At 70.0% G+C, this 17,683-nt stretch carries 12 protein-coding genes; 3 read left to right on the top strand and 9 right to left on the bottom strand.

Annotated elements, in window-relative coordinates; translation table 11 throughout:
* Positions 1–38: 38 nt before the first annotated feature.
* The 6 genes from gatB to mnmA are packed head-to-tail and all read right to left on the bottom strand — an operon-like array spanning position 39 to position 8,163.
* Positions 39–1,541 (bottom strand): Asp-tRNA(Asn)/Glu-tRNA(Gln) amidotransferase subunit GatB, encoded by a 1,503-nt coding sequence (gene gatB, locus ACFJGU_RS14460; RefSeq protein WP_382304196.1) that lies wholly within the window; start codon positions 1,539–1,541, stop codon positions 39–41.
* Complete coding sequence (gene gatA / locus ACFJGU_RS14455) at positions 1,541–3,085, bottom strand: Asp-tRNA(Asn)/Glu-tRNA(Gln) amidotransferase subunit GatA (protein WP_382304195.1); 1,545 nt, start codon at positions 3,083–3,085, stop codon at positions 1,541–1,543. Before gatA ends, gatB begins: the two co-directional genes overlap by 1 nt.
* On the bottom strand, positions 3,085–3,384 hold the full coding sequence (gatC, locus tag ACFJGU_RS14450; protein ID WP_382304194.1) for an Asp-tRNA(Asn)/Glu-tRNA(Gln) amidotransferase subunit GatC: 300 nt from the start codon (positions 3,382–3,384) through the stop codon (positions 3,085–3,087). The genes gatA and gatC overlap by 1 nt, the downstream gene beginning before the upstream one ends.
* 41 nt (positions 3,385–3,425) lie before the next feature.
* Complete coding sequence (locus ACFJGU_RS14445) at positions 3,426–4,508, bottom strand: alpha/beta hydrolase (protein WP_382304193.1); 1,083 nt, start codon at positions 4,506–4,508, stop codon at positions 3,426–3,428.
* Positions 4,505–6,985, bottom strand: a complete 2,481-nt coding sequence (gene ligA / locus ACFJGU_RS14440; protein WP_382304192.1) for an NAD-dependent DNA ligase LigA — start codon at positions 6,983–6,985, stop codon at positions 4,505–4,507. Before ligA ends, ACFJGU_RS14445 begins: the two co-directional genes overlap by 4 nt.
* Complete coding sequence (gene mnmA / locus ACFJGU_RS14435) at positions 6,985–8,163, bottom strand: tRNA 2-thiouridine(34) synthase MnmA (RefSeq protein ID WP_382304191.1); 1,179 nt, start codon at positions 8,161–8,163, stop codon at positions 6,985–6,987. Before mnmA ends, ligA begins: the two co-directional genes overlap by 1 nt.
* Before the next feature lie 97 nt (positions 8,164–8,260).
* Here mnmA and ACFJGU_RS14430 point away from each other — a divergent pair, with 97 nt between their 5' ends.
* Positions 8,261–9,238 carry an endonuclease/exonuclease/phosphatase family protein gene (locus tag ACFJGU_RS14430; protein WP_382304190.1) on the top strand — a complete coding sequence of 326 codons (978 nt, stop codon included), beginning with the start codon at positions 8,261–8,263 and terminating at the stop codon, positions 9,236–9,238.
* A 114-nt stretch (positions 9,239–9,352) separates the two neighbouring features.
* Here ACFJGU_RS14430 and ACFJGU_RS14425 read toward each other — a convergent pair whose 3' ends face one another.
* Entirely contained in the window at positions 9,353–10,558 is a 1,206-nt protein-coding gene (locus ACFJGU_RS14425) for a cysteine desulfurase family protein (RefSeq protein ID WP_382304189.1), read from the bottom strand.
* A 50-nt stretch (positions 10,559–10,608) separates the two neighbouring features.
* Here ACFJGU_RS14425 and glgX point away from each other — a divergent pair, with 50 nt between their 5' ends.
* Entirely contained in the window at positions 10,609–12,681 is a 2,073-nt protein-coding gene (gene glgX, locus ACFJGU_RS14420; protein ID WP_382310382.1) for a glycogen debranching protein GlgX, read from the top strand.
* Here the strand turns inward: glgX and ACFJGU_RS14415 are convergent.
* Positions 12,666–14,123 (bottom strand): DHA2 family efflux MFS transporter permease subunit, encoded by a 1,458-nt coding sequence (locus ACFJGU_RS14415; RefSeq protein ID WP_382304188.1) that lies wholly within the window; start codon positions 14,121–14,123, stop codon positions 12,666–12,668. The two genes, glgX and ACFJGU_RS14415, sit on opposite strands and share 16 nt — an antisense overlap.
* 77 nt (positions 14,124–14,200) lie before the next feature.
* On the opposite strand from ACFJGU_RS14415, the gene ACFJGU_RS14410 reads away from it, so the two are divergent.
* On the top strand, positions 14,201–14,818 hold the full coding sequence (locus ACFJGU_RS14410; RefSeq protein ID WP_382304187.1) for a TetR/AcrR family transcriptional regulator: 618 nt from the start codon (positions 14,201–14,203) through the stop codon (positions 14,816–14,818).
* Positions 14,819–14,890: 72 nt separating this feature from the next.
* Here ACFJGU_RS14410 and glgP read toward each other — a convergent pair whose 3' ends face one another.
* Positions 14,891–17,473, bottom strand: coding sequence for an alpha-glucan family phosphorylase (glgP, locus tag ACFJGU_RS14405; protein ID WP_382304186.1), 2,583 nt, complete (start codon positions 17,471–17,473; stop codon positions 14,891–14,893).
* Between the last annotated feature and the right edge of the window lie 210 nt (positions 17,474–17,683).

Below are 17,683 nucleotides of genomic sequence, written 5' to 3'. Positions count from 1 at the left end.
AACGGGGGTCTCCGGCGCGTCCCGAACCGCGCCGGAGGCTACTCCGCCGCCGCTCTTTCGATCACGAGTTCGCGCACGCGCGCCGCGTCGGCCTGGCCCTTCATGGCCTTCATGACCGCGCCGATCACGGCTCCGGCGGCCTGCACCTTCCCGTCCTTGATCTTGGCGAGCACATCGGGCTGGGCCGCGAGCGCCTCGTCGATGGCGGCGATCAGCGCACCGTCGTCGGACACCACGGCGAGACCACGCGCGTCCACGACCTCCTGCGGCGAACCCTCACCGTCGATGACGCCCTCGAGCACCTGGCGGGCCAGGCGGTCGTTGAGCGCTCCACTGTCGATCAGGGCCACGAGGGCCGCGACGTCGGAGGGCGAGACGAGCGAGGTCGCCTCGGCTCCCCGGGCGTTCGCGAGACGCGAGATCTCGCCCGACCACCACTTGCGGGCGGCCTGGGGTGACGCCCCGGCGGCCACGGTCTCGGAGACCTCGACCAGCAGCCCGGCGTTCTGCACGTCCTGGAACTCGAGGTCCGTGAAACCCCACTCCTGCTTCAGGCGTCGCCGGCGGGCGGCGGGAGCCTCGGGCAGCGCGGCTCGGAGCTCCTCGATCAGCTCGGGCGAGGGCACCACGGGCAGCAGGTCGGGCTCCGGGAAGTAGCGGTAGTCGTCGGCATCCGACTTCGGACGTCCGGCGGAGGTGGCACCGGTGTCTTCGTGCCAGTGCCGCGTCTCCTGGATGATCGTGCCGCCGTCGGCGAGGATCTGCGCCTGGCGCTGGATCTCGTAGCGCACCGCACGCTCCACCGAGCGGAGGGAGTTGACGTTCTTGGTCTCCGTGCGGGTGCCGAGCTTCTCCTGTCCGTAGGGACGCAGCGACACGTTGGCGTCGCACCGCAGGTTGCCGCGCTCCATCCGTGCATCGGAGATGCCGAGGGCCACCACGATGTCGCGGATGGTGGCGACGTACGCCTTCGCCAGCTCCGGCGCATCCGCTCCGGCACCGAAGATCGGCTTGGTGACGATCTCGACCAGCGGCACACCGGCCCGGTTGTAATCGACCAGCGAGTACTCCGCGCCCTGGATGCGACCGGTCGCGCCGCCCACGTGGGTCAGCTTGCCGGCGTCCTCCTCCATGTGCGCGCGCTCGATCGGCACCGTGAAGGTGCGGCCGTCGGCGAGCTCGACGTCGACCGAGCCCTCGAAGGCGATCGGCTCGTCGTACTGCGAGATCTGGTAGTTCTTCGCCAGGTCGGGATAGAAGTAGTTCTTGCGCGCGAAGCGGCTGGAAGGCGCGATCGAACAACCGAGCGCGAGCCCGAGGCTGATGCTGTAGCGCACGGCCTGGCCGTTCACCACGGGCAGCGATCCGGGCAGGCCCAGGTCGACCGGCGTGATGTTCGTGTTGGGCTCGCCGCCGAAGTAATTCGGGGCGTTCGAGAACATCTTGGTGCGCGTGTTGAGTTCGACGTGGACCTCGAAGCCGAGCACGGGCTCGAAGAGCTCGAGGGCCTTGTCGAAGTCCATCAATGTCGCCTTCGCCATCAGACGGCTCCTTCCTGTGCCGCGGCCATCTCGCCCGGGGCGAGATCGGGGGCGAGGCTGATCAGTGTGTGGCCCCAGGCCTGTTCGAGCAGCGCTTCGAGCGCGCCGCCCACGGTGTAGAGGCGGGCGTCTTCCCGAGCCGGGGCGAGGAACTGGATGCCGACCGGCAGACCGTCCTCCCGCGCCAGGCCGACAGGCAGCGAGATGCCCGGGATACCGGCGAGGTTCGCCGGGATGGTCGCGATGTCGTTGAGGTACATCGCCATCGGGTCGCCCGTGTTCGAGCCGAGCTTGAACGCGGTGGTCGGCGCGGTGGGCGACACGAGCACGTCGGCCTGGCCGAACGCGGCGTCGAAGTCGCGCTGCACCAGGGTGCGCACCTTCTGCGCGCTGCCGTAGTACGCGTCGTAGTAGCCGGCACTCAGGGCGTAGGTGCCCAGGATGATGCGGCGCTTGGCCTCGGCGCCGAAGCCGGCCTCGCGGGTGGCCGACATGACGTCTTCGACCGTGCCGCCGCCGGGCGGGTTGACCCGCAGGCCGAAGCGCACCGAGTCGAACTTCGCGAGGTTGCTGGAGGCCTCGGCGGGCATGATCAGGTAGTAGGCGGCGATCGCGTACTCGAGGCTCGGCAGGCTCACGTCGACGATCTCGGCGCCCGCGGCAGCGAGCACGTCGAGGGCTTCACGGAACCGCTCGAGCACGCCGGCCTGGAAGCCTTCGCCGTCGAGCTGCTTGATGACGCCGATCTTCAGGCCCTTCACGTCGGCGCGGCGCACGGCGTCGGCCATGCTGGGCCAGGCATCCGTGAGCGAGGTCGAGTCGAAGGGATCGTGTCCGGCGATGACGTCGTGCAGGAGCGCCGAATCGAGCACGGTGCGGCTGACCGGGCCGATCTGGTCGAGGCTCGACGCGAGCGCGATCGCCCCGTAGCGGCTCACACCACCGTAGGTGGGCTTGACGCCGACGGTGCCGGTGACGTGCGCGGGCTGCCGGATCGAGCCGCCCGTGTCGCTGCCGAGTGCGAGCGGCGCCTCGAAGCTGGCCACGGCCGCGGCGGAGCCACCGCCCGAACCGCCCGGGATGCGCTCGAGGTCCCACGGGTTGTGCGTGGGGCCGTAGGCCGAGTGCTCGGTGGAGGAGCCCATCGCGAACTCGTCCATGTTGGTCTTGCCGATCGGGATGAGCCCCGCGGCGCGGAGCTTCACCATGACGGTGGCGTCGTACGGCGGCACCCAGCCTTCGAGGATCTTCGACCCGCTCGTGGTGGGCATGTCGTTCGTGACGATCACGTCTTTGATGGCGATCGGCACGCCGGCGAGCGGATGCAACTCCTCACCGGCCGCGCGACGCGCGTCGATCGCGGCCGCCGTGGCGAGGCTCGCCTCCGGAGCGGTGTGCAGGAACGCGTGCACCTCGCCGTCGACCGCGGCGATGCGGTCGAGGTGGGCCTTCGTGGCCTCGACGGAGCTGACCTCGCCGGAGCCGAGCTTCTCGGCGAGCGCGGAGGCCGAGAGACGGATGAGTTCGTGCTCGTGGTGCCCCATCACTGCTCCTCTCCGAGGATGGCGGTCACGCGGAAGCGCGATCCGTCGTGGTCGGGAGCACCGGCGAGCGCCTGCTCGTTGGTGAGGGTGACGCCGGGCACGTCGTCGCGGTAGACGTTCTGCAGCGGGATCGGGTGGCTCGTGGCCGGCACGTCGGGGGTGGCGACCTCCGAGACCTTCGCGACGTTGTCGACGATCGAACCGAGCTCGCTCGTCAGGCTTTCGATCTCCTGCGGTGTCAGGGCGATCCGGGCGAGGTTCGCGAGGTGCGCGACCTGTTCCTGGGTGATTTCGGACATGGTGCTCCGTGTTTCGATTCGCGAAGGGGTGTGGGTTGATTCTATTCGGTGGTGCCGGGTGGGGTGGCTCGGGCGAGGATGGTCTCGGCCGCGGTGACTCGGCCCAGGAACTCGCGGGTGCGGTCGAGCGCGTCGTGCGCCTGGTCGAAGCCGAGGTGGAACTGGTATTCGTGCGGAAGCGCCGGCTCGTGGTCGGGTGGCCAGAACAGCGCGGTGACATCGACGCCGGCCGCGCGCATCCGCTCGGCGAGGGGGACGGACTGCAGGTGCGTGAGACCGTCGCCGTTGCCGCCGGAGACGAAGACGGGCGGCAGGTCGGCGGTGACGAAGTCGATGGTGGACATGGTGGCGCCGGCCGGCGTCTCCGACCAGTTCCTGTGCCCCGTGTAGGCCCAGAGGGCCGTCTTGAATCCCCAGCCGACGACGCCGGTGGCGCTCGTCATCGCCTGCAGGTCGTAGAGGCCGCAGTGCAGGATCACCCCGGCGAGCTGCGAGGGGTCGAGCGCCGGGACGATGCCGACCAGCCGCGCGTACTCCGGGTTCGTGACGAGGATCGCGAGCTGGCTGGCGAGCTGAGCTCCGGCCGAGTCGCCGGCGAGCACGATGCGCGTGGGGTCGACGCCGAATTCGGCGGCGTGCTCCACGAGATAGCCGAGCGCCCGGTTGAGCTGGGCGACGGCCACCGGGTAGACGGCCTCGGGCGCGATCGTGTAGTCGAGGCCCACTGTGACGTAACCGTCGGCCGCGAGCATCTTCAGGTACGGCTCGACGTCGGCCTTGCTGCCGGAGATCCAGGCTCCGCCGTGGATCCAGACGACCGCGGGCCGCCGCTCGCCCGGCTGCGCCTTCGTCGCGAAGACGTCGAAAGCGGTGGTGAAGGCAGCATCGCCGTAGGCGACGTCGCGGTGCACGGTGAACGGCACCTCGGGCACGTACGGCGCCATCTCGGCGAGCGTGTCGCGCGCGCCCTTCTCGAAGACGCGCCGGATGAGGAGAACCGACGGCCACGGCGTCGCCCGCAGCACGGCGGCGATCGTAACTGCCACAGCGAGCACGGCCAGCGCGACGCCGAGCGCGGTCCTCAGAGGACGGCCGGATGCGCCGGCTCCCGCATCCCGGCTCATGCCGAGGTGTCGTCGGACGCGGGCTTGTCGCCTGCCGCGGTCGTCGCATCCGTCGTCGCGCCGGCGGGCGCATCCGCAGCCTCGGCCGAGTTCGCGTCCGCAGCCGCGTCGCCGGTCTCGCCGTCCGCCGGTTCCGCGCCGGGGGCAGGCGGCAACGCTCCCGGACCCTGGGTGACCAGGATGGCGAACTCCGCCGCGTCGATGATCCGCAGCCCGAGCGCCTCCGCCTTGCCGAGCTTCGACCCGGCGCCGGGACCGGCGGCCACGAAATCGGTCTTCTTGCTCACACTCGATGCGGCCTTGCCGCCGGCCTGGATGATCGCCTCGAGCGCTCCCTCACGGGTGAACCCCTCGAGCGACCCTGTCGCCACGACCGTCACACCCTCGAGCACTCCCCCGCTCCCGACGGCAGCGCCCGGACCAGGATGCCCCGGAGTCGAGAACTGCACGCCCGCGGCGGCCCAGCGGTCGATGATCTCGACGTGCCAGTCGACCGAGAACCAGTCGATCAGGGCGTCGGCGATGATGCCGCCCACGCCGTCGACCGCCGCCAGCTCCTCCCGAGTGGCCGCGCGGATGGCGTCGAGCGACCCGAAGTAGTCGGCGAGTGCACGAGCGGCGACCGGGCCGACGTGCCGGATGCTCAGCGAGACCAGGATGCGCCAGAGCGGCTTGGTCTTCGCGGTCTCGATGTTCGTCAGCAACTCGATGGCGTTGCTCGATGGCACGGAATCCTCGTCGCCCCAGAACACCTCGGCGTCGGGGTCGTGGGCGGGATCGGCGTCGCGGCCCGTCTTGCGACGCTTGCGCCGGAACGGGGTGACGAGCTTCGGCGAACCGTCGTCGTTCAGCTTCTCGAGCCCGGTCTCGTTGTCGCGCACGATGACGCGGATGGGGAACAGGTCTTCCATGCGCAGCGCGAACAGCCCCGCCTCGGTGACGAGAGGTGGCTCCGGCGGCTCGGTCGGCTGCGTGAGCGCGGCCGCCGACACCTCGCCCAGCCCCTCGATGTCGAGCGCACCCCGCGACCCCACGTGTTCGACGCGGCCCCGCACCTGGGCAGGACAGCTGCGCGCGTTCGGGCAGCGGAGGTCGATGTCGCCCTCCTTCGCGGGGGCGAGCTTGGTGCCGCACTCGGGGCAGAACTCGGGCATCACGAACTCGCGTTCCGTGCCGTCGCGCAGTTCGACCACCGGACCCAGGACCTCCGGGATCACGTCTCCGGCCTTGCGTAGCACCACCGTGTCGCCGATCAGCACGCCCTTGGCCTTCACCACGTCTTGGTTGTGCAGCGTCGCCTGACGCACCTCGGACCCCGCGACCTCGACCTTCTCCATCACGGCGAAGGGTGTGGCGCGGCCGGTACGGCCCACGCTCACCACGATGTCGAGCAGCTTGGTGTTCACCTCTTCGGGCGGGTATTTGTAGGCCGTCGCCCAGCGCGGAGCCCGACTGGTGGCGCCGAGCTCCTCGTGCAGGGCCAGGTCGTCGACCTTCACCACGATGCCGTCGATCTGGTGCTCCACGGCGGCACGGTGGATGCCGTAGTAGCGGATGAACTCCGCCACCTCGCCGATGGTGTCGAACACCCGGTAGTGCGTGGAGGTCGGAAGCCCCCAGCTCTTGAGGAGCTCGTAGACCTCGCTCTGCGCGGCCACCGGCGGGTTCGCCCAGGCGCCGATGCCGTGCACCAGCATCTGCAGGCGACTGAGTCGCGCCTTGACCAACGCCAGCTGCTTCTCGTTCTTGCCCTCGGACTTCTGCCGCAGCGACCCCGCCGCAGCGTTCCGGGGGTTGGCGAACACCCGCTCGCCGGCCGCCTCCTGCCCGGCGTTCAACTCGTCGAACGCGGCCACCGGGAAGAAGATCTCGCCCCGCACCTCCACGAGCGGCGGATGCCCCGTTCCGGCCAGCCGCGCAGGAATCGACCTGATCTGCAGCACGTTCTCGGTGACGTCTTCGCCCACCACGCCGTCGCCCCGGGTCGCGGCCGTGACCAGCACGCCGTTCTCGTAGCGGAGGTTGATGGCGAGCCCGTCGATCTTCAACTCGCTGAGGTAGCGCACCGTGGCCCGCCCCGCATCCCGCTCCACCTTCGCGGCCCACTCGTCGAGCTCTTCTTCGCTGAACACGTTGTCGAGGCTCAGCATCCGCTCCGCGTGGGTGACCGGTGTGAACATCGTGGTGACCGCGCGACCGCCCACCGTCTGGGTGGGGCTGTCGGGCGACTGGAGTTCGGGATGCTCCCGCTCCAGTTCGCCGAGCCGTCGCACCATGAGGTCGTAATCCTTGTCGGTGACCGTGGAGGCGTTCTTCTCGTAGTACTCGTCGCGCAACTCGAGGATGCGCGTCGTCAGCTCGCGCGCCTCCGCCCTGGCTGCCTCCACGTCACTCGGCGTCTCCTGTGGGAGAGTCTCGACCACCGAAGCCGCACCCGCGCCGTCGGTCGTGGCGCGCCCCCGCCCCCGACCGGCCATCAGGCGCCCGCCCCCAGCGGAGCGGACGTGCTGACGGCGGGATCACCGACAGCGACACCGACGCCGGCCAGGTCGGCCGCCACCGTGCGATCGATCGTGCACTGCCCCAGCACCCGTGTACCCACGTAGACCACCGCGGTCTGCCCGGGCGCCACCCCGTTGAGCGGCGTGACGGGCGTGATGACCAGCTCGGACGAACCGGCGGCATCGGCGCGCACCCGCGCCACCGCATCCACCGGGTCGGCGTGCGCCCGGATCTGCACCTGGCAGTCGAAGTCGAGCTCCGGATGCTCCGGCGCGAGCCCCGCCCAGGTGAATCGCGACCCGGCGATCTCGGCGATGTCGAGCGCCTCCTTCGGGCCCACCACCACCGTGTTCTCCTTCGGCCGGACCTCGAGCACGAAGCGCGGCTTGCCGTCGGATGCCGGCATGCCGAGCTTGAGACCGCGTCGCTGGCCCACGGTGAACGCGTGCGCGCCCTCGTGCGACCCCACGACCGCCCCGGAGCGATCGACGATCGAACCGGTGGCCGTTCCGACCTTGTCGGCCAGCCAGCCGCTGGTGTTGCCGTCGGGGATGAAGCAGATGTCGTGGCTGTCGGGCTTCGTGGCCACCGAGAAGCCGCGCTCCGCGGCCTCGGCACGCACCTCCGCCTTGGACGGCGTGGCGCCCAGCGGGAACATGCTGTGCGCGAGCTGCTCCGAGGTGAGCACGCCGAGCACGTAGGACTGGTCTTTCGCCCAGGCGGCCGCGCGGTGCAGCTCACGGTTGCCTGCGGCATCCGTGGTGATCGAGGCGTAGTGGCCGGTGCACACCGCGTCGAACCCGAGGTCGAGCGCCTTCTCGAGCAGGGCGGCGAACTTGATGCGCTCGTTGCAGCGCATGCACGGGTTGGGGGTGCGGCCGGCGGTGTACTCGGCGATGAAGTCGTCGACCACGTCGGCCTTGAAGCGCTCCGAGAAGTCCCAGACGTAGTAGGGGATGCCGATCTTGTTCGCGGCGCGCTGCGCATCCATCGAATCTTCGATCGTGCAGCAGCCGCGGCTGCCCGTGCGCAGGGTGCCCGGCATGCGGCTCAGGGCGAGATGCACCCCGACGACCTCGTGACCGGCCTCGACCGCGCGGGCGGCGGCGACCGCGGAGTCGACACCACCGCTCATTGCTGCGAGAACTTTCATGCCCTCCAGCATACGGTGGACGTCCGACACGCCGCCTGTGCGCGAGTCGAGCTGTGGATGGAGTGAATGCACAGTGTCCCGGTGCAGAATGAGTGCGATGTCAGCACTCCTCGAGGCACCGCGCGAGACCCGAGAGCCCTCACCGCGCCGGAGGCCGAGAACCCGAACGGGCCTTGCCGTCTTCGTGTGCGTGCTGGCCCTCGCTCTGGCCGCCGGAACGGCGCTGCACACCCTCGCTCCCGAACTCTTCGGCTTCAGTCTCGTGGTGGAGTCGGCGCTCCCCTGGTTCGGCCTGGCCATCCCGGTGCTGCTCGTGATGGCGTTCGTCAGCCGCGCCAAGGGCGCCGTGATCGCCGCGCTGGTTCCGGCCCTGGTCTGGTCGGTGATGTTCGTGCCCGCGATCGTGCCGCTCTCCTGGAGCGCACCCGCGGCATCCGCCGACACCCTCACCGTCGCCAGCCAGAACGTCGAAGCCGACTCGGGAACCGCGGCCGACTCGGCCACCGCACTCGCGGCATCCGGAGCCCAGGTGATCGCCCTGCAGGAGATGGACTCCGACGCCCGCGACCAGGTCGAGGCGGTGCTGAGCGACAAGTACCCCTACTCCTACGGGATCGGCACCGTCGGCGTGTGGAGCACCTACCCCATCCTCAACGCCCAGGCGCTCGACCTCGGGCTGGGGTGGCAGCGGGCCATCGCCGCCGACCTGCAGACGCCCACCGGGCTCGTGAGCATCTACGTGATCCATGCGGCATCCGCCCGGCCCGGCGAGCACGGCGACCGCGACACCATGCTCGCGAACCTCGCCGACTACATCCCCCGCGACGAGAACGATCGCATCCTGATGGTGGGCGACTTCAACGCCGGCTCCTCCGACCGCAACATCGCCGGACTCACCGAGCAACTCAGCGAGGCCAACCAGTCCGCAGGCGGCTTCGGCTTCACCTGGCCCGCCGCCATGCCGGTCACCCGGCCGGACCACGTGCTGCAGCGCGGCATGGAGGTCACCTCGAACACCACGATGCGCGCCGGTTCCTCCGACCACCTGGCCGTGCTCACCACCCTCAACCTCTGAATCCCGCTCGCGAGGTAGCGCTTAAGCACGGTTGTCGGCACCACAAGTCGCACTTCGCGCTACCTGGCGCGAACGGATGGCTCAGGTCGACCCCTGAGGTCGCGGCGCGGGGGGTCAGGGGCGCGCGGCGGGAGCGACGACGCGGTCGGCGAAGCCGGCCCGGCGCGCGCCCGCGTAGGCGGCGGGGAGCGCCGCCACGAGGGCGTCGACCTCGGCGGCCGTGGTGCCGTGGCCGAGGGTGAAGCGGAGGGCTCCACGAGCCTCCTCGTCGGGCACGCCCATGGCGGTGAGCACGTGGGAGACTTCGGGAACACCGGCCTGGCACGCCGATCCGGTCGACACCGAGAAGCCCTGCATGTCGAGCAGGAAGAGCAGGGAATCGCCCTCGCAGCCCGGGAAGGTGAAGTGCGCGTTGCCAGGCAGCCGACCGGTGGGCGAGGGATCGCCCCGCAGCACCGCATCGGGAAGCGCCTCTCGAACCCCCGCGATCAGGCGGTCGCGGAGCTGCGCCAGCTCCGCGACGAATCCCGTGCGCTCGGCGCCCGGCTGCGGCACCAGGGCCGCCGCGGCCGCGAACGCCACGGCGCCCGCGACGTCCTGCGTGCCCGACCGCACGCGCTGCTGGTTGCCCCCGTGGATGAGCGGCTCCACGGCGCTCCGCCGTGCCACGACGAGCGCGCCGATCCCCACCGGCCCACCGATCTTGTGCGCCGACACGCTCAGCGCGTCCGCCCCGACCGACGAGAACGAAATCGGCAGGTACCCGTAGGCCGCCACCGCGTCGACGTGCACCGGAACTCCGGCCGAGCGGGCCACCTCGGCGAGCGCCGCGACATCCTGCACCGTGCCCACCTCGTTATTCGCCCAGAGCAGCGACACCAGCGCGACGGATGCCCCGTGCTCGGCGAGCGCGGACGCCAAGACCGAAGGCGCGAGCCGCCCCAGGGAGTCGACGGGCAGCTGCACCACCCGGGCACCCTCGTGCCGCGCGAGCCATTCCACGGCGTCGACCGTGGCGTGGTGCTCACCGCCGGGAAGCAGGACGACCGGCCGCGCGCCGTCGCCCTGCCGCGCCCAGTAGAGACCCTTGACGCCGAGGTTGATCGACTCGGTGCCTCCCGAGGTGAAGATCACCTCGATCGGCTCCGCCCCGAGCGAGGCCGCGACGACCTCACGCGATTCCTCGAGCATCCGCTTCGCCTGCTGCCCCTGGCTGTGGATGGAGGACGGATTGCCCACCAGGCCGAGCGCCTCGACGTACGCGTCGCGCGCAGCCGGGATCATCGGCGTGGTGGCGGCGTGGTCGAGGTAGACGGGCATGGTTTCCTGCGGATTTCAGAGGATCATCGGTGACAACTACTCTAAGTCTCATGACGGCGGCCGATCCGTTCGCTCGGATGGGCGTTCGACAGACTTCTCACGGGGGCGAGATCCGGGTGTGGTCGGAGAACGCCACGAGCATCGATGTCTGTCTCTACGACCACAAAGACCCGAACTGGATCGTCAAGACCGTTCCCCTCACCCGCGACCCCGCCACGAACGTGTGGACCGGACGCACCCGCAGCCTCACTCCCGGGCGCCGCTACACGCTCCGCGTCGACGGCCCGATGGGGCCGGACTCGCCGATGAACGCCTTCGATCCCGAGATCCCCCTGCTCGACCCCTATGCCCGGGGCCTCGTGCGCTCGGGCCGTGAGCAGTGGCGGAGCGTCGTGATCGACGAGGAGTTCAACTGGAACGGCGTCACCAAGCCGCAGACCGCGCTCGACCACACGGTCATCTACGAAGCCCACGTCAAGGGACTGTCGAAGCTCAACAACCGCATCCCCGAGCACCTGCGTGGAACCTACGCGGGCCTGGCCCACGAGACGAGCATCGGCTACCTCAAGAGTCTCGGCGTCACCGCCGTGGAGCTCCTGCCCGTGCACGCCTTCGTCTCCGAGCAGCGCCTGCAGAAGCAGGGGCTCACGAACTACTGGGGCTACAACACCCTCGGGTTCTTCGCGCCGCACAACCTCTACGCCTCGCGTGCGGCCCAGGCCGAGGGACCGGGCGCGGTGCTGCGCGAGTTCAAGGGCATGGTGAAACTGCTGCACGAGGCCGGGCTCGAGGTCATCCTCGACGTGGTCTACAACCACACCGCCGAGGAGGGCCGGATGGGCCCGACCTCGAGCTTCCGCGGCATCGACAACGCCGGCTACTACCGGCAGACCGCGCGCGGTGACTACATCGACGTGACCGGATGCGGCAACTCCATCGACACCGCCACCCCGGCCGTGTCGCGGATGATCTTCGACTCCCTCAAGTACTGGGCCAACGACGTGCAGATCGACGGGTTCCGTTTCGACCTCGCCGCCACGCTCGGCCGCAACCAGGACAACTACTTCGACCACGAGCATCCGCTCATCAAGGGCATCGTCGACGACCCCGAGCTGTCGGGCGTGAAGATGATCGCCGAGCCGTGGGACGTGGGCATGGGCGGCTGGCAGACCGGCAACTTCCCGGCCGGCTGGTCGGAGTGGAACGACCGCTTCCGCGACCGGATGCGTAAGTTCTGGCTGCGCGACATCAAGTCGATCCGCGAGAACGGCAACCCCGGCGACGGGGTCGGGATGCTCGCCACGCGCATCGCCGGATCGTCGAACACCTTCGCCCAGGCCCGCGGGCCTTTGGCCTCCGTGAACTTCGTCACCGCCCACGACGGCTTCACGCTCGCCGATCTCACCGCCTACAACGTCAAGCACAACGTGGGCAACGGCGAGGCCAACCGCGACGGCAGCGACAACAACATGTCGTACAACCACGGCATCGAGGGGCCCACCTCGTCGCGCACCATCGAGCAGTCGCGCCGGCGTGCCATGCGCAACCTCATGGGAACGCTGCTGCTCTCGGCCGGCGTGCCGATGATCACCGCCGGCGACGAGTTCGGGCGCAGCCAGAAGGGCAACAACAACGCCTACTGCCACGACTCCGAACTCACCTGGCTCAGCTGGGACCGGCGCACCTGGCAGAAGGACCTCTGGCGCACCACCCAGCACCTGCTCCGGATGCGCCGCGAGAACCCGGCGCTCCGTCCGGTGCGCTACGGCGTGTTCGGCGAGCGCACCCCGAGCGCCAGCCAGATGGACTGGTACGACGCCGGGGGCGACACCATGTCCGTTCCCGACTGGAACTCGCCCGAGAACCGCACCCTGATCTACGTGGCGGCGTCGACTCCCGAGCACGAGGAGTTCAACCGCATCCTCACCGTGATCCACGGCGTCGAGGCGCCGGAGCGGGTGACGCTGCCGTTGCACGACGGGGTGACCGCCTACGAGCTCCTCTGGGACTCGGCGCAGGACGTGCCCGAGCCGCACCACCACGACGCACCACTCCCCCGGTTCGCGCCGGGGGAGGTGGTGGACGTGGCACCGACGTCGATGCAGCTCTACCGCGCGGTCTGAGCCTCGCGGATCCGTGGCGCCCTGCCGGCGGGGAGGGCGAGGGCGATCAAGGCGGCGAGCGCCAGGGCGGCGGCGCCGGCCCAGATGGCGGGGATGGCGGCATCCACGTACCCGGTGGGGGTGAACGTGCCTCCGCCCGCCGTGAAGATCGCCGTGAGCACTGCGATGCCGAGGGCCACGCCGATCTCGCGCAGGGTGGAGTTGGTGCCCGAGGCCTTCGCGTTGTCCTGCGGCGTCATGTTGGCGAGCACGGCCGTGGACGAGGGCGCGAAAACGAGTCCCATGCCGACGCCCGCGAAGAGGAAGGCCGGCAGCATCGTGCCGTAGGAGACATCCGGAGCCATCGTGAAGGCGAACCAGCCCACTCCGATCGCCTGGAACAGCAGCCCCACGACGATCAGCAGCCGCGTGCCCACCCGCGGGGCGATGAACCCGGCCAGGGGCGCGATCACCATGGGTGCGAGCGTCCACGGCATGGTCAGCACGCCGGCTTCCAGCGGCGACTTGCCCTGCACGATCTGCAGGAACTGGATGAGGATGAAGATCGACCCGAAGACGCCGAAGCTGAACACGAGACCCACCACGTTCGCCACCGAGAAGCTCCGGTCGCGGAAGAGCCGGAGCGGGAGCAGCGGGTTCGACACCCGCGACTCCCACACGATGAAGGCCGCGATCAGCGCGGCGCCGCCGATGATCGAGCCCAGCACCTCGACGCTGTCCCACCTGGCGTCGTTGCCCCGGATGATGCCGTAGACCACGCCGAGCACGCCGACGCCGGCCAGCAGCACGCCCACCACGTCGGCCCGGAGGCGAGCGCCGAAGGAGTTCGGGAGGGCGAGGAGCACGAGCGGGAAGGTGACGATGCCGACGGGCACGTTGATCCAGAAGATCGCGTCCCAGTTCCAGCCCTGGATCACGGCACCTCCGATCAGCGGGCCGAGCGCCACGCCGAGGCCCGAGATGCCGCCCCAGATGCCGATGGCGAGCGGGCGCATGCGCGCGCTGACGGAACCGACGAGGAGAGTGAGCGAGAGCGGCATGAGCGCCGCGGCTCCCGCGCCCTGGACCGCACGGGCGGCGATGAGCATCCACGGCTCGGTGCTCACCGCGCAGAGGGCCGAGGCGACCGTGAAGATGCCGATGCCCCAGAGGAAGACGGTGCGCCGCCCGAGCCGGTCGCCGAGCGCGACCGCGAAGAGCATGAGGCTGGCGAAGCTGAGCGTGTAAGCGTTGACGAACCACTGCAGCTGTTCCACCGAGGCGGAGAGCTGCTCGCCCAGGACGGGCAGTGCGCTGGTGACCACGAGGTTGTCGAGGGTGGCCATGAACATGGGCAGCGAGGCCGCCACGATGGCGAGCCAGATGGGGATGCGTCGACGCCCACGGGCTGCGACGGGCTCGGCCTCGGCGGTCTCGCCGGCCGCCGATTCGGTGATCGCCATGAGCAATCCTTCCAAGAAATAGGTAATCGGATGATTACAAAAGCCACCATAAGTAATCAACTGATACCATGTCAAGCGTGACCCAGAAGAAGTCCCGTATGGCTGCCGAAGAACGCCGCGCTCTCGTGCTCGACGCGGCGTCGACGGTGTTCGGCAACGCCGGGTACGCGGGCGCCACGACCGACATGGTGGCGCGCGCCGCCGGGGTCAGCCAGCCTTACGTGGTGCGCATGTTCGGCACCAAGGAGCAGCTCTTCCTCGAGGTGCTGCACCGTGCGCTCGAGCGCATCATGGCCGCGTTCCGCGAGGCGATCGCGGGCGACCCGGAGGTGCCGGTCGCCCGGCGCCTCGGCAACGCCTACTTCACCCTCACCTCGGATCGCAGCATCCTCTTGAACCTCATGCACGGCTTCGTGCTCGGGGCCGACCCCGTGATCGGCCCGCAGGCGCGGTGCGGGTTCATGGACGTCTACCGCCTGCTGCGCGAAGAGGCGGGCATGTCGGCGGAGGAGGCATCTGAGTTCCTCGCGGGCGGCATGCTGGCGAACGTGGTGCTCGGGGTGCGCCTCTTCGACGACTACGCCACCGACCCTGCCGTGCGCGAGCTGCTGGGCAGCGTGTTCCCCGAGAAGCTCGACCTCATCCGCAAGGGGCACCCGCCGCTGCCCGCGAGCACACCGCCGCGCTCGGTGTAGCTAGTTTCGGTGCAAATGAGGAGGACCGACCCCGTATAGGGCGTCGGTCCTCCTCATTTGCACCGAAACTCGTCAGTGCGCGACCGCGATGAGCCCCAACTCGGCCGGCGACGCGAGGTTCGCGTGCTTCGGCACCACGCGCACGGTGTAGCCGAACGATCCGGCCCGCGCGAGTTCGACCGTCCCCGAGTAGACGAGCGGAGCGCCGTCCGTGGGAGCGGCAGCGGCGTCGGCGGCGGCGTGCGGCGTCGAGAGCTCCACCGTCGCCGCATCCGTGAGGTCGTCGCCGTGCACCGCGTGGCCGTAGACCACCTCCACCGCGACGTCGTGCGGCGTGAGTCCGCCGAGCTGGATGTGCGCCCGCACGTGCAGCACGTCCCCCACCTGTGGCGTGTCGTCGAGTCCGCCCGACTCCACGTGCACCACCGAGACGCCGGGCCATGCCGCCCGCACCCGCTCCTTCCACGCCGACAGCTCGCGGGCCGCCTCGTGGTCGTCGGCCGTCATCACGCGCTCGGCCGCCGCGGCGGGGATGTAGAGCCGCTGCACGTACTCCCGCACCATGCGCTCGGCGCTGAGCTCGGGGGACAGGGTCGAGAGCGTGTGCCGGATCGACTGCATCCAGTGCTCGGGCACGCCGTCGGCGTCGCGATCGTAGAAGCGCGGTGCCACCTGGTTCTCCATCAGGTCGTAGAGCGCCTCGGCCTCGAGTGTGTCGCGCTCCTCGGCGTCGCCCGCCGAGTCGGCCGTCGGGATGGCCCAGCCGTTCTCGCCGTCGAAGTACTCGTTCCACCAGCCGTCGAGGATGGAGAGGTTGAGTCCCCCGTTCAGCGCCGCCTTCATCCCGGATGTCCCGCACGCCTCGAGCGGCCGCAGCGGGTTGTTGAGCCACACGTCGGTGCCCGGGTACAGCACCTGCGCCATGCCGATGTCGTAGTTGGGCAGGAAGACGATGCGGTGGCGCACCTCCGGGTCGGAGGCGAACTGCACGAACTTCTGGATGAGCCGCTTGCCCTCCTCGTCGGCGGGATGCGACTTGCCGGCCACCACGAGCTGGATCGGCCGCTGCGGGTTCAGCAGGATCGACTTCAGCCGCTCCGGATCGTGCAGCATCAGCGTGAGCCGCTTGTACGTGGGCACGCGCCGCGCGAAGCCGATCGTCAGCACCGACGGATCGAGCAGACTCTGGAACCAGGCCGGCGGGATGGAGTCGGGGTTCTGTTCGCGCCAGGCCTCGGTGACCCGGCGGCGCGCATCCTGCACCAGCTGTCGGCGCATGTCGCCGCGCACGGCCCAGAGCTCGGCGTTCGAGACCGCGTCGGAGTTCCAGTCCGCGGCCGTGGTGTCGCCCGTGCCGAGCTTCGTGCGGGCGAGCTCCTGCAGGAGCGGATCGGTCCAGGTGGGCGCGTGCACGCCGTTCGTCACCGAGGTGATCGGCACGTCGGCGCGGTCGAATCCCGGCCAGAGCCCGGCGAACATCCCGCGGCTGACGGCGCCGTGCAACTGGGAGACGCCGTTCGCGCGCTGGCCGAGGCGGAGTCCCATGACCGCCATGTTGAAGACGTCGGGCGACCCTCCGTCGTAGTCCTCGGCGCCGAGCGCCAGCACGGAATCGACGTCGAGCCCCGGCAGCATGTCGGTGGAGAAGTACCGCTCCATCAGCGACCGTTCGAAGCGGTCGATGCCGGCGGGAACCGGCGTGTGGGTGGTGAACACGGTCCCCGCGCGCACGACCTGCAACGCCTCGTCGAACGAGAGGCCGCCGCCGATCAGGTTCGAGATGCGCTCCAGACCGAGGAACCCGGCATGCCCTTCGTTGGTGTGGTACACCTCGGGCATCGGCGAATCGGTGAGCTCCGACACCACTTCGAGGGCGCGCACGCCGCCGATGCCGAGCAGCAGTTCCTGCAGCAGGCGGTGCTCGCCCCCGCCGCCGTAGAGCCGGTCGGTGACGCTGCGCAGGTCGTCGTCGTTGTCGGGGATGTCGGTGTCGAGCATGAGCAGGCGCACACGGCCCACCTGGGCCTGCCAGATGCGGGCGTACAGCGCCCGGTCGCCGGGCAGGGCGAGCACGATCTGCGCCGGGGTGCCGTCGGCGAGCCGCAGCACCGAGAGCGGCAGTCCGTCGGGGTCGAGCACCGGATAGCTCTCCTCCTGCCAGCCGTCTCGCGAGATGGCCTGGGTGAAGTAGCCGGAGCGGTAGAACAGGCCGACACCGATGATCGGCACCCCGAGGTCGGAGGCCGCCTTCAGGTGGTCGCCGGCCAGGATGCCGAGGCCGCCCGAATACTGCGGGAGTGCGGCCGCGATGCCGAACTCGGGCGAGAAGTACCCGATCGACGAGGGCCTCGCCCCCTCGAGCCCCTGATACCAGCGCGGCTCCCGGAGGTAGGCGTTGAGGTCGTCGCGCAGGCTGTTGGCCCAGGCCACGAACCCCGGGTCGGCGGCGAGCTGCTCGAGTCGCTCCGGACTCACGGCGCCGAGCAACGCGACCGGATCGCCCTGCGTGGCGCGCCAGTCGTCGGGCGAGATGTGCGCGAAGATCTGCCGCGTCGGCTCGTGCCAGGCCCAGCGGAGGTTCGCGGCGAGCTCGCCGAGCGCCGAGAGCGACTCGGGCAGCACGGATCGGACGGTGAACCTGCGGATCGCCTTCACGCGGGAAACTCCTTCATCGGTGCAGCGGTGCAGCAGCACCGGTCGAACGATCGCCGCCGAGGTGCAGGGAGACGGCCCTCGCTAGCCTAGGGCAGACGCGTTACGAGGGCATGAACGTCGCGGGTACGCGGTGCGCTTGCGATCGGCCCGACCGTTGCGCCGCAGCCCTTTGTCGGTAGGGTCGGACTGTGGCAGCAACTCGGAACGACA

The sequence above is a fragment of the Herbiconiux sp. UC225_62 genome (assembly GCF_042694625.1).
Taxonomy (GTDB): domain Bacteria; phylum Actinomycetota; class Actinomycetes; order Actinomycetales; family Microbacteriaceae; genus Herbiconiux.
Note: the sequence above shows the minus strand (reverse complement) of the source record. Positions and strands in the feature narration are given on the sequence as shown.